A 12,580-nucleotide genomic window follows, 5' to 3' on the forward strand; every position below is an offset into this window, starting at 1 on the left:
GCTTATTCTATCACAAATAGTAACTACTCCTGCCTATTTCACTAAGCCATTCAAAAAGAATAATCATTATCATCCAATGAACACACCACACATCAACATAGAATTTGACCGGCATCTTATTGCTTCCTTACCCACTTCAGGCCCGCGCTATACATCCTACCCAACTGCGGACCGTTTCAGTACCACATTCACGGCTGCACACTTGCAGACCGCCTTGCAACAACACATTGGCAGCCAGCCCGTATCCCTGTATGTACACATACCTTTTTGCAATACCATCTGCTACTATTGCGGCTGTAATAAAATCATTACCAAAGATACCAGCCGTGCAGACCGCTATATCCAGTATCTGGATAAAGAGCTGGCACTTCTGGCTCAAAACTGGCAAGGCAAACCCCTTTTAGCACAGCTGCATTTCGGTGGCGGTACGCCCACCTTTCTTAGCGATGACCAACTCAGCCACATCTTTGCCAGCATCCGCCACTATTTTACCCTCACCAGTCAGGGTGAATATTCCATTGAAATCGATCCGCGCAAAGTTACTGCCAGCACAGTTGCCCATCTGGGCAGACTCGGCTTTAACCGCATGAGTGTCGGCATTCAGGATTTCAACCCCACCGTACAGCAGGCAGTCAACCGCATTCAGAGCGAAGCTGAAACCCGTAGCGTGATTGAAGCCGCACGCAATAATGGCTTTCAGTCAGTCAGCGTTGATTTAATCTATGGCCTGCCACATCAGACAGAAGCATCCATGCGCTGTACACTGGATCACGTACTGGAATTACAGCCAGACCGTATTGCCATGTATCACTATGCCCATCTGCCACACCTGTTCAAACCTCAACGACGGATTGATACCGCAGCCGTACCAGACAGCAGCGTCAAACTGGATATCTTGCAAAACACCGTACAATACCTGTTACAGCAAGGCTATATCTTTATTGGCATGGATCACTTTGCCAAACCGGATGACGAACTGGCTATTGCCCTGTCAGAAGGACGCCTGCAACGCAACTTTCAGGGGTATTCTACCCATGCCGACTGCGATTTAATTGCCATTGGCGTATCCAGTATTGGCAAAATAGCCAATACCTACAGCCAGAATGAAAAAGAAATAAATGCCTATTATCAGGCACTGGATGAAAACCGTCTGCCGGTTATGCGTGGCTACCAGCTCAACGCAGATGATTTACTGCGCCGGCAAATAATACAGGATCTAATGTGTCGCTTCCAACTGAACTATCACGACTATAGCGCAGCTATGCAACAACCTTTTCAGACCTATTTTGCTGCTGAACAGGCTGATTTACAGCAACTGGCACAGCTTGGCCTGCTCAACCTCACCGATCAGCAATTACAAGTTACCCCGAAAGGACGTCTACTGATTCGCAATATCGCTATGGTATTTGACTATTACTTGCGCCAGAAACGCACCGACGCCCAGTATTCACGTACATTATAACGATAAAATAACAACTACCACCTGTTTGACTGTATTAAATAATACCGCGAACTGATAAACGGCATAAGCAGCTATTATGTCGTTTATTTAACAACCAATCATATTGACAGTTAAAAACTAAACCAGTTCCCATGGCAAATCCCGCCGTTTATGAACTGGTTTTAATTTATTTTCATTACGCAACTGTTGTGCAGCCCAACGCACATCATATTGCCAAGAATAAAGAAAGCTGCCTGATGCTTTCAATTCCTGCTCATATTTATCCCAAACATATTTACTTACATCTTTAGGCCAACCAGCTCCACCTAAATCATTTAAAGCTTAAATTACCCATAACTTCATCATTTCTCTAGTTACCATCACCCCATCCTTTAGCAATTATTCTGGTCATTTACGCCTAATCAATATATAAATATATCAAAAGATCAATATCCTTATATATTTATTAATATGTTTACCTCACCAGATAGCCTGAACCAGTTTCTGCATTATGCCAGTACCACCACTACCCCGGCGATACTCAATCAGCGCCAACAATTACTGCAACAACTGCCAGTTACCTTTCGGCGAGCTGCGGTACTCATGCCTTTTGACTGGAATCATGGCGCCACACAAATCTGGCTCAACCAACGCAGCAAGCAACTGCGCCAGCACAGCGGACAAATCGCCTTTCCCGGCGGTAAACTTGAAGATAGTGAAAACAGCATCACAGCTGCATTTCGCGAAAGCGCAGAAGAAACTGGCCTGATTCGCAATCAATGGCATCTGGCCGGAACCTTGCCACCATGCTATCTTCCCAGCGGCTTTAGAGTTGTGCCAGTTCTGGCCTGGAGTAATGCACACCTGCAATGGCAGCCCAACCATACTGAAGTCAGCGAAATATTTGCCATTCCCCTGTCCATCGTTCTGGATAGCAGCCAATATCAGCAAAGCATCATGCGTTTTCAGCAGCACCAGCTCCCCGTTTATCATTTACATTACCAACACTGGCATATCTGGGGTGCCACCGCCTGTATGTTACTGCACGTGGCACAATGCTACGAAGCATGGTATCAGCAATGACATCAATCCCGTAAATTAATACACAGTATCTCACCACACAACTGTCGCACCTGTGCCAGACAATGTGCAGGTTTCAACGCCTGAAAAGCATAGGTAAGCTGCGCCTGAAAACTGCCACTGGCCACCATATCTCCATCACCGGCCACACCACTGGGCATATCCAACGCTACCTGAAATACATCCGCCTGAGCCACCGCTGCAAAGCATTGCCCGACAACCTGTGGCAGCTCCCCATGAAAACCGGTGCCATACACCGCATCCACCACAAGCTGCATAGTTGGCAACAAACTATCCAGATGCGAAACATCCATACAAGCCACCGTAGCAGGTAAACAAGCCCGATTAGTCGCAGCCAAAACAGACAACTGCTGCCCCTGCAGCCACATAATGGTTACCGGCCAGTTATGTTGTACCAGTATCCGTGCCAGTACCAGACCATCACCGGCATTATTACCCTTACCACAAAGCACCAGCGTATGCTGAGGAGACGGAAAACGCCGCATCAAATCCTCTGCGGCGCGGCTTCCCGCATGTTCCATCATTCTGGCATAGCTCAGACCGGCCTTATTCTGCTCATCTTCCCATGCCTTCATCTGCGCCACAGTCAAAACTGGCGTATCCATATCACGTCCCTTTCCCTGCAAGACGGGCAATTATCACGCTTAAGTACCTTCACGCTCAATCAGCACACCAACTTCCTTAACACCAGCCAGAATACCCGGTTTCACTACCTTAACCCGCACCCACAGCGCACCATAACGGGTCAGAATAAATTGCGCCACATATTCAGCCAGTGCCTCCAGTAACAGAAATTCCTGTTCAGCTAATGCCTCGCACAAATTCTCAGCCACACGGGCGTAATGAATCGTATCGTCAATATTATCGCTTTGCGCAGCCCGCTGAAAATCAGTACCAATATCCAAATCCAGCAACAAAGTCTGCTGCTGCTGTCGTTCCCACTGATATACCCCGATCAGCGTCTGTACACTCATGCCATGTAAAAAGATAGTATCCATGTCCAACTCACTGGGCTAAAATGCAAACCCTTAGATTGTAGACTAAAGAAACCACTTCATGGCTAACTACTTTGCAATTATCGGCGCCTATCTGCTGGGTTCCCTGTCTTTTGCCGTTATCGTTTCACACTGCATGGGCATGCCCGATCCGCACAGCTATGGTTCCGGCAACCCCGGTGCCACCAACGTCCTGCGCAGTGGCAGGAAAAGTGCCGCTGCCCTTACCCTGCTTGGTGATGCACTCAAGGGCTGGCTAGCCGTCTGGCTGGCAGAACACTATCAAGCCACATGGCAGTTAGACAACAACACCATTGCCATCGCAGCTGTAGCAGTGCTTATCGGCCACATGTGGCCGGTGTTTTTCAAATTTAAAGGTGGCAAAGGCGTGGCTACCGCACTGGGCGTATTACTGGCCTTATCATGGCCAACAGCACTGATTTGCGCTGCTGTCTGGCTTATTATGGCCTTTGGCTTTAAAGTATCCTCACTAGCTGCATTGATTGCCACTCTGATCAGCCCGTTTATCGCTTGGTGGTTTATGCCTCAGACAAGCTGGGTATTTGCCGTCATTGTGATTGATTTACTCGTGCTGTGCCGGCACAAAAGCAATATTAAAAACCTGTTCAGCGGACGTGAAGGCAAAATCGGCGAAAGCAAATAAAACCCACAGCAACAGCCAATAAAAAAGACAGTTATCACAACTGTCTTTTTTATTAACACAAACATTTCTAGATTTATTTTAAATTCTGCTTTTGCTGCTTGCGGGCATGTCGCCGCTGACGAATTTCAGCAATCTTGCGTTTAAAAAACTGTGCACGCTGGCGTTTCTTCCACCAGTAATACAGCAAAGCCAGCACACCAATACCAATAACAATATACACAACTGCCTGAAACTGATGCACCTTATGCATTAGCCAATCAATATTCTCTGCACCATATTCACCCAGATACACCCATACAGGTACCGAAATCATCGCCGCCAGACCATCCATCAGCAGAAACTTGGGCACGGAAACCTTACCACTGATACCCGCCGTAATATAAATAGGCGTACGCAACCCCGGCAGAAAACGAGCGATAAACAGCAACCGGCTGCCATACTTATCAAACTTGTCCTGTACCTGAGCATAACGCTTCGGCGTCATTACCCGCTGAATCAAACGGAATTTCAGAATACGATGGCCGAATACCCGTCCGGCAGTAAACATCAAACCATCCCCTACCAGCACACCAGCCATACCCACCACAAACATCGTATGCACATTTGCGTGCCCCAAACCGGCAATCACACCACCGGTAACCAGCGTTACATCTTCCGGTATGGGTACACCAAAGCCACAGGCCACCAACACCAGAAATACCGCTGCATAGCCATATTCAGTAAAAAAAGCTTCCAGCAATGCAAACATAAAATGCCCGTTCTTCTCTTCTCATTGCGGCCGAACAGATCTAATCCGCCAAACCCGCCATAATCGCATCAGCAATTTTTTCAGCTGCCTGTCGCGCAACCTCAATCTGGCGTGCCTCCACCATCACTCGCACCACCGGTTCTGTTCCTGATGGACGGAGTACCACACGTCCATTTTCTCCCAGCTGTGCCGCCACCTCATCAGCCACCGGTGTGGCAATACTCTGCCAATCCTGATCCGGCTCAATATGGACATTAATCATGGTTTGCGGAAAAGGCTGCCAATCACTAAGTATACTGGCCAAATCCTGCTGCAAATCCTGCAAGGCTGCAAAGACCTGTAAAGCTGCGATAATCCCATCGCCCGTATTGTGTTTATCCAGACAAACAATATGGCCAGAAGCCTCTCCTCCCAGCGACCAACGGTGCTGATGCAGCTGTTCCAGCACATAACGATCACCCACCTTAGCACGGATAAAATCAATGTCCAGCTGTTTAAATGCCTGCTCCATCGCCAGATTAGTCATAACCGTACCGACCACACCGCCATGCAGACTACCGGTTGCAGCACGAGCCTTAGCAATGACATAAATCAGCGCATCACCATCATAAACCTTGCCAACCTTGTCTACCATCATCAGCCGGTCGCCATCACCATCCAGCGCAATACCATAGTCAGCCTCATTCTGTAATACCGCTGCCTGCAACGATTTAGTATAAGTAGCACCAATTTTCTGATTAATATTATAGCCATTAGGTTTATCACCAATGCATACAACATCCGCACCCAGCTCGTGGAATACCTTGGGCGCAACATCATAAGCAGCACCATTAGCAGTATCTACCACCAGCGTCAAACCACGTAAATTCAGATTACTTGGAAAAGTAGACTTACAGAATTCAATATAACGGTCAACCGCTCCATTAATACGCCGAGCACGACCAAGCTGGCTGGACGGTACAGTCTGCACCGGCTTTTCCAGTTCAGCCTCAATTTCCAGCTCCAGATGATCACTCAGCTTCACCCCGCCCTCAGCAAAAAACTTAATCCCATTATCATGATAGGCATTATGTGAAGCAGAAATCATCACCCCGCAATCCAGACGTAACGCGCGGGTTAAATACGCTACCCCCGGCGTAGGCAATGGTCCCGTAAGCAGCACATTCACCCCTGCTGCTGTAAAACCGGCCTCCATCGCCGCCTCCAGCATATAGCCGGAAATACGCGTATCCTTACCAATCAGCACAGTAGGTTGATGATCAGTTCCATGCTGCACCAATACATGACCGGCAGCATAAGCCAATTTCAGTACAAATTCAGGCGTAATCGGAAACTTCCCCACTTCGCCACGTATCCCGTCCGTACCGAAATATTTCTTTGCCATCACCTACTCCAACCAATTAAACAAAGACTGTTATTGTAGAACAGGCACAGCCATTCAGTCAGTAAATAAAATGGTATTTGAGAATTCATTCAGCCAATATCCCCAAATACCGCATCTTATTACCAGTTAAAGCCCGAACCCAGACACTTGATCGCATACCAATCCTAGTCATCCACATCTCACAGCCACATCTATTCATAACCAGAATACCTATACATTCTGGCCATTTCCCGAATATTGCCCTAATGACAAAAGCACAATAACAGCTTACACCGAAAAATTCATTCTCTTTCACAGCACACGAGTACCCAAAGCAGCCCACACCTGCAAACCTTGGCGAGTTTCACGTACATCATGTACCCGTACAATCGCCGCCCCGCGTGCCACCGCTGCCACTGCGGCCACCACACTACCGGCAACCCGCTGCTTGGGATCCGTTTCAGCAGTCAGCAAACCAATCATCGTCTTACGCGACACACCAATCAAAGCCGGACAATCTGCAAGCGTCTGCCATCCAGCGAAATGCTGCATCAAAGCAATATTATGCTCAAGGGTTTTACCAAAACCAAAACCCGGGTCTACCATTAGCCGCTTACGTGTAATACCCGCCTGCACACACACCTGCACCCGCTGCTGCAAATACCGACCAACTTCTAGCACCACATCCTCATATACCGGATTATGCTGCATATTCTCTGGCTGCCCCTGCATATGCATCAGACATACCCCAACATCCTGATGCTGCGCCAGCAAAGCCACCGCATCCGCATCTTCCAGCGCCTGAATATCATTAATACCGTCTGCCAGTTGCTGTTCAAGTAACTGACGCATTACCCATGCACGCCGCGTATCTACCGTTATGGGCACATTCCAACTGATCAGCTCACGCAATACCGGTTCAATCCGTGTCCACTCCTCCTGCGGTGATACAAAGGCAGAACCCGGTCGTGAACTTTCCCCGCCAATATCCAGAATATCAGCCCCATCTTTCAGCAACTGCTCTGCATGATTCAATGCTACCGTCAGCGAAGCGTTATAACGGCCACCATCAGAAAACGAATCCGGTGTTAAATTGACAATCCCCATAATTTTTGGCTTAGCCAGATCAATCTGAAACCGGCCACACTGCCAGCATATTGGCATAGAACTATCCATATCAATCATCATCTTTCAACTATAGCCCATACAGCTGTATTTACCTGTACCCACACCAGTAATACCGGTATCAATTGTAAATTACCTTGAACCAGCCTGTGGCCTTTCTCACCATCAAATCCGTTATCAGTCAAACAAATACCTAAACTAACTATATACCCAGCAAAATATCACATACCCCTAATTGCATCACCGTGGTAACCATCTAGAAAACGCACAAAGTCATATATTTAATACCAAACATCTGCCCTATGCTTTTACATCACAAATAACATTTACCTGATATCAAACATTGCTCATCTTTCACATCATACAGAGCACAATTTCCTGTCTATACCAAAACAGCACAGTATCAGCATCATTCCATAGCAATATTGATTTAAGCTACGATAAATCTGACAGCCACTATCTTCACCAACACTGTGCTTATATACAGAGTATTTGCGTCCATACAGCGAATACAGAACTAAAAAGAAGTTAGCATTTGAGCGTCATCATTGCCCTGATATCTTGCTTTAGCATTCATATTACTAGCCACAATATCATACATTAACCCAACCATTCTTATCATACTATCATGGTCATACAGAAAAAAAGGATATAAAAAACGGCAGCTATTGCTGCCGTTGAAAACTCAATTACACATTATTCCTGTGATTTCTGCTCTGATTCTGGTGCTTTAGCTTCAGCATCACTTACCGCTTCTGCCTCAGAATCAGTTGCAGTAGCTGATTCAGCAACAGACTGTTCTGCTTGAGCATCCTTAGCCACATTTTCACTGAAATCTTTCGGTGGACTAGGTTCTTTGCCTGCCATGATTTCCAATACCTGATCACGGTCAATTGTTTCCCATTCAATCAGGGCTTTGGCCATAGCATGCATCTTGTCGCGATTCTCATCCAAGATTTTATAAGCAACAGCATATTGCTCATCAAGAATACGACGCACCTCAGCATCCACTTCCTGCATGGTTTTTTCAGAAATATTTTTCGACTGAGTTACTGAACGGCCAAGAAATACTTCATTTTCATTTTCGCCATATACCATCGGCCCCATCTTAGCAGACATGCCATAACGCGTTACCATATCACGGGCAAGCTGGGTTGCACGTTCAAAGTCATTCGAAGCACCAGTAGAAACACGACCAATAAACAGTTGTTCAGCGATGCGGCCACCAAACAAAATCGAAATCTTATTCAGCATCTGGTCTTCATACATACTGATGCGATCACGTTCCGGTAATTGCCAAGTCAGTCCCAGTGCACGACCACGAGGCATAATCGTTACTTTATGCACAGGATCAGTAAATTCCAGCGTCTCAGCAACAACCGCATGACCAGATTCATGATAAGCAGTGGCTTTCTTTTCATCCTCATGCATCACCATAGAGCGACGTTCCGGACCCATATAAATTTTATCTTTGGCGTCCTCAAAGTCGCTCATATCAACCTTAGTCTTATTACGACGGCCGGCAAACAGTGCCGCTTCATTAACCAGATTCGCCAGATCAGCACCAGAGAAACCGGGCGTACCACGTGCCAGCACCGGCAAATCAACTGATTTATCCAAAGGCACTTTAGTTGCGTGTACTTTCAGAATCTGTTCACGACCACGTATATCCGGCAATGGCACTACCACCTGCCGGTCAAAGCGACCCGGACGCATCAGTGCCGGATCAAGCACATCGGGGCGGTTAGTGGCTGCAATCACAATCACAGTCGTATTGCTATCAAAACCATCCATTTCAACCAAAAGCTGATTCAGAGTTTGCTCACGTTCATCGTTACCGCCCCCCAGACCAGCACCACGCTGGCGACCTACCGCATCAATTTCATCGATAAAAATAATACAGGGTGCATTCTTCTTCGCCTGCTCAAACATATCGCGCACACGTGAAGCACCTACACCAACAAACATTTCCACGAAATCTGAACCGGAAATACTGAAAAACGGTACCTGCGCCTCGCCGGCAATAGCCTTGGCCAGCAGAGTCTTACCCGTACCCGGGCTGCCGCACATCAAAATACCACGAGGCATACGACCACCCAGCGTCTGGTAACGCTGCGGAGCGCGCAGATAATCCACCACTTCCTGTACTTCTTCCTTGGCTTCATCACAACCAGCCACATCGGCAAAAGTAACTTTATTGGCTTCCTTATCCAGCAGACGGGCACGGCTTTTACCAAAAGAAAAAGCACCGCCCTTACCACCACCGCCTTGCATCGAGCGCATAAAATAGAAAAACACCCCAATCAGCAACAGCATAGGCAGCATACTGTAAAGCAGATTAGTTAAAATACTTGGCTTTTCTTCCGGAATCACATTAACCCGGATATTTTTCGCCAACAGGTTATTAATTAAACCATTCTCCAGCGGAGTAGGAGCATTAGTAGTAAAAGATGATTTATCATTGCGTAAACCTTTCAGCTGAAAGCCATTAACTACCGAACCTTCGATATTTACGCTGGCAATCTCACCCTTATTAACCTGCTGAATAAACTGAGAGTATTCAATCTGCTTCTTACTCTCTTTTTTCTCAGTTATGGCATTGAATGCTGCCATTAAAACTAACGCCAGCACCAGCCAGACTAAAAGATTCTTTACGGTATTCCGCACTGTCAGAAACTCCTAAGGAGGTTAAATAATTGTTGTTCAGAATAGTCATCACAGCCAATACCATCAAAGCTTATTGGCATCACAACTATTTTTTACTGCGACCAAGCAGATAAATTTCACTGGAGCGGTCACGTGAAGCTTTCGGCTTGCGAATCAATACCTGCGCAAAGCTATCCTTCATTACCTGCTGAAATTCTTGCAGACCACTTCCCTGAAACACCTTTACCAGAAAATCACCACCCTGTTTCAAGTGAGCCTGCGCAAATTCCAGCCCCAATTCTGCCAGATACAAACTGCGCGCCTGATCAGTAATATTATTGCCTGACATATTGGGTGCCATATCACAAATTACAAGATCTAACTCACAGCCATTGAGCAAAGTTTCAAACTGCATCAGGACATCGTTATCACGAAAATCACCCTGAATAAAACGCACGCCGGCTACTGGTTCCATTGGCAAAATATCCAGTGCAAACACCTGTCCCTGCTTACCGGCCAGCTTAGCCGCCACCTGCGACCAGCTCCCGGGCGCACTACCAAGATCTGCTACCACAGCACCCGGCCGAATCAGATGATCCTTATCATTGATTTCCAGCAACTTATAGGCTGCACGTGCACGATAGCCTTCTTTCTGAGCGAGATGAACATAATGATCGTTAACATGCTCATTGAGCCATGCACTGGAAGATTTAGAGCGAACACCCATGATGCAATTTCTTGAAAAAACCTTCACATTGTATCGTGAAATCGAAGCAGAATACAGAGCATATCCGTCGCAAAACGGAGAAAATTAGCAGCCTAAAAACATGGCCGATTACCTCAGCCACCTACCAAATCAGTCTGAACACACCACTCTCAACTTAAACCAGAATCTGCATTTCTGCCTCATGCATCAGTAGCAACTTAAGCAAAAAGACTAATTTCCTGCATTCAAAGATATAACTAGCCCACTACCTGCCGTGAATCAAAATCAAGCTAGCTCATTACCATCAGATAACAAATAAATTATTATTTATCATGGGTAAAATTTCAATACAAATAACATAATCACTCATTACAGCAAAATCAAATTATTCTAATTTTAAGTTTATCAAGAAAGAACAGGAAATAAATTTCACACCTAACTATTTATATGCGATTAGTTACGAACCCAACATGCTCCTTTATATTTATACAGTAAAAGTACATGTATTATTCACCCTGTTACCCCGTGCCCCTATTACCCGTGTATTATTCCCTGTTAATGTATCTGCTCAATAAGCGTGAAAACCAGCAGCAATACGCCCTGCTTACCACATTAAGCATGAGTCGCTGAATTGAGCAGATACCGCTACAATAACTGTTTAAAAATATGGTTGCTGTCATGGCTACATCTCTGCCCAAAGTTTTCGCCCTGCTTGGTCCTACCGCTTCCGGCAAAACCAGCCTTGCCCTAAGCTTGGCCAAACAGTTTCCGATTGAAATCATCAGTCTGGATTCTGCACTAATATATCGTGACATGAATATTGGCACAGCCAAGCCAAACACAGAAGAACTACAGGCAGTGCCCCATCACCTGATTGATATCATCTCACCACTAGATAGCTACAGTGCGGCACAGTTTGTTAGTGATTGTGTGCGCCTAGTAAAGGAAATCCATGCCCGCGGCCATCTGCCTCTACTGGTAGGTGGCACCATGATGTATTACCACGCCCTCACACAAGGATTGAATAGCCTACCCGAAGCCAATATCCAAATACGTACAGAACTGGATAAGCTGAAACAGCAACATGGTATAGGTTATTTATATACACAGCTACAGCAGGTAGACCCGATTACCGCAGCACGTCTGCCCGCAGGTGACAGCCAGCGTATTGAGCGTGCTCTGGAAATTTATCATATTACCGGCATTCCCATGAGCAGCCATCTGGCCAAACAGGAAAGCCAGCAGGCACCAGTAAATGTATGTACACTGGCGCTGGTACCAGCCGACCGTGCCCATCTGCGCATTCAAATAGCTACTCGCTTTCATCTGATGCTGGCACAAGGTTTTGTGGAAGAAGTTGAAGCATTGCGTCTGCAATACCCTGACCTGCATCCTGATCTGCCATCAATTCGCTGCGTTGGCTACCGGCAGGCATTCGACTACCTCAATGGCATAACCGATTACAACACCTTTGTCGAACGGAGTATTGTCGCCACCCGACAATTAGCCAAACGTCAACTAACTTGGCTGCGTAAACTGAATCCAGAACATCAGCTTGATCCGTTTAATCCGGCTGGCCTGTATGAGAAGACTGCGCAGTTAATACAGCAGTTTTTTTCCTAATCTTATTTATTTTAGAAAAGATTTCTGCAATGGCAGCTTAGGCAATAATTTTAAAATATTATGTAAACATCCTTCTGCCTGATAAGCCAATTCTCGCACAACATGATGTATTAATTAAATTTATAGATTATTAACCTATAACTATTCGCTTTTGCAAGCCTTTTATTA

At 46.2% G+C, this 12,580-nt stretch carries 12 protein-coding genes; 5 read left to right on the forward strand and 7 right to left on the reverse strand.

Annotated elements, in window-relative coordinates; translation table 11 throughout:
- Positions 1-76 precede the first annotated feature (76 nt).
- Together hemN and MJ761_RS04855 are read left to right on the forward strand one after the other, a co-directional pair.
- Positions 77-1,462, forward strand: coding sequence for an oxygen-independent coproporphyrinogen III oxidase (gene hemN / locus MJ761_RS04850; RefSeq protein WP_093092138.1), 1,386 nt, complete (start codon positions 77-79; stop codon positions 1,460-1,462).
- 450 nt (positions 1,463-1,912) lie between these two features.
- Positions 1,913-2,524, forward strand: a complete 612-nt coding sequence (locus MJ761_RS04855) for an NUDIX hydrolase (protein WP_093092140.1) — start codon at positions 1,913-1,915, stop codon at positions 2,522-2,524.
- A 2-nt stretch (positions 2,525-2,526) separates the two neighbouring features.
- Here the strand turns inward: MJ761_RS04855 and MJ761_RS04860 are convergent, their stop codons facing one another.
- Both MJ761_RS04860 and folB read right to left on the reverse strand, forming a co-directional pair.
- Positions 2,527-3,147, reverse strand: coding sequence for an NAD(P)H-hydrate epimerase (locus MJ761_RS04860; RefSeq protein WP_093092142.1), 621 nt, complete (start codon positions 3,145-3,147; stop codon positions 2,527-2,529).
- 39 nt (positions 3,148-3,186) lie between these two features.
- Positions 3,187-3,540 (reverse strand): dihydroneopterin aldolase, encoded by a 354-nt coding sequence (gene folB / locus MJ761_RS04865; protein WP_093092145.1) that lies wholly within the window; start codon positions 3,538-3,540, stop codon positions 3,187-3,189.
- A 58-nt stretch (positions 3,541-3,598) separates the two neighbouring features.
- Here folB and plsY point away from each other — a divergent pair, with 58 nt between their 5' ends.
- Positions 3,599-4,201, forward strand: a complete 603-nt coding sequence (gene plsY, locus MJ761_RS04870) for a glycerol-3-phosphate 1-O-acyltransferase PlsY (RefSeq protein WP_037407916.1) — start codon at positions 3,599-3,601, stop codon at positions 4,199-4,201.
- A gap of 73 nt (positions 4,202-4,274) precedes the next feature.
- On the opposite strand, the gene MJ761_RS04875 is transcribed toward plsY, so the two are convergent.
- The 5 genes from MJ761_RS04875 to MJ761_RS04895 form a co-directional block, all read right to left on the reverse strand.
- The gene (locus MJ761_RS04875) at positions 4,275-4,949 is read right to left on the reverse strand and encodes a DedA family protein (protein ID WP_093092147.1); all 675 of its coding nucleotides are present in this window, start codon (positions 4,947-4,949) and stop codon (positions 4,275-4,277) included.
- Positions 4,950-4,989: 40 nt separating this feature from the next.
- Positions 4,990-6,333 carry a phosphoglucosamine mutase gene (glmM, locus tag MJ761_RS04880; protein WP_093092149.1) on the reverse strand — a complete coding sequence of 448 codons (1,344 nt, stop codon included), beginning with the start codon at positions 6,331-6,333 and terminating at the stop codon, positions 4,990-4,992.
- Between the two features lie 291 nt (positions 6,334-6,624).
- Complete coding sequence (gene folP, locus MJ761_RS04885) at positions 6,625-7,488, reverse strand: dihydropteroate synthase (protein ID WP_093092267.1); 864 nt, start codon at positions 7,486-7,488, stop codon at positions 6,625-6,627.
- Positions 7,489-8,133: 645 nt separating this feature from the next.
- Positions 8,134-10,104, reverse strand: a complete 1,971-nt coding sequence (gene ftsH / locus MJ761_RS04890) for an ATP-dependent zinc metalloprotease FtsH (protein WP_093092151.1) — start codon at positions 10,102-10,104, stop codon at positions 8,134-8,136.
- An 85-nt stretch (positions 10,105-10,189) separates the two neighbouring features.
- A complete protein-coding gene (locus MJ761_RS04895) occupies positions 10,190-10,810 on the reverse strand; it encodes an RlmE family RNA methyltransferase (RefSeq protein WP_093092153.1) in 621 nt (206 codons plus the stop codon).
- 480 nt (positions 10,811-11,290) lie between these two features.
- Between MJ761_RS04895 and MJ761_RS10860 the strand changes: the two genes are divergently transcribed.
- Positions 11,291-11,419, forward strand: coding sequence for a hypothetical protein (locus MJ761_RS10860; protein ID WP_255356351.1), 129 nt, complete (start codon positions 11,291-11,293; stop codon positions 11,417-11,419).
- A gap of 48 nt (positions 11,420-11,467) precedes the next feature.
- The gene (gene miaA, locus MJ761_RS04900) at positions 11,468-12,412 is read left to right on the forward strand and encodes a tRNA (adenosine(37)-N6)-dimethylallyltransferase MiaA (protein WP_093092269.1); all 945 of its coding nucleotides are present in this window, start codon (positions 11,468-11,470) and stop codon (positions 12,410-12,412) included.
- The last annotated feature ends 168 nt before the right edge of the window (positions 12,413-12,580 follow it).

This window comes from Snodgrassella communis (assembly GCF_914768045.1).
GTDB lineage: Bacteria > Pseudomonadota > Gammaproteobacteria > Burkholderiales > Neisseriaceae > Snodgrassella > Snodgrassella communis.

Bases quoted from the DNA above. Each gene is read 5' to 3' on its own strand.
- folP (WP_093092267.1), bottom strand. From the start codon at position 7,488: ATGGATAGTTCTATGCCAATATGCTGGCAGTGTGGCCGGTTTCAGATT.
- plsY (WP_037407916.1), top strand. From the start codon at position 3,599: ATGGCTAACTACTTTGCAATTATCGGCGCCTATCTGCTGGGTTCCCTG.
- MJ761_RS04875 (WP_093092147.1), bottom strand. From the start codon at position 4,949: ATGTTTGCATTGCTGGAAGCTTTTTTTACTGAATATGGCTATGCAGCG.
- MJ761_RS10860 (WP_255356351.1), top strand. From the start codon at position 11,291: ATGTATTATTCACCCTGTTACCCCGTGCCCCTATTACCCGTGTATTAT.
- miaA (WP_093092269.1), top strand. From the start codon at position 11,468: ATGGCTACATCTCTGCCCAAAGTTTTCGCCCTGCTTGGTCCTACCGCT.
- MJ761_RS04860 (WP_093092142.1), bottom strand. From the start codon at position 3,147: ATGGATACGCCAGTTTTGACTGTGGCGCAGATGAAGGCATGGGAAGAT.
- MJ761_RS04895 (WP_093092153.1), bottom strand. From the start codon at position 10,810: ATGGGTGTTCGCTCTAAATCTTCCAGTGCATGGCTCAATGAGCATGTT.
- MJ761_RS04855 (WP_093092140.1), top strand. From the start codon at position 1,913: ATGTTTACCTCACCAGATAGCCTGAACCAGTTTCTGCATTATGCCAGT.
- hemN (WP_093092138.1), top strand. From the start codon at position 77: ATGAACACACCACACATCAACATAGAATTTGACCGGCATCTTATTGCT.
- glmM (WP_093092149.1), bottom strand. From the start codon at position 6,333: ATGGCAAAGAAATATTTCGGTACGGACGGGATACGTGGCGAAGTGGGG.
- folB (WP_093092145.1), bottom strand. From the start codon at position 3,540: ATGGATACTATCTTTTTACATGGCATGAGTGTACAGACGCTGATCGGG.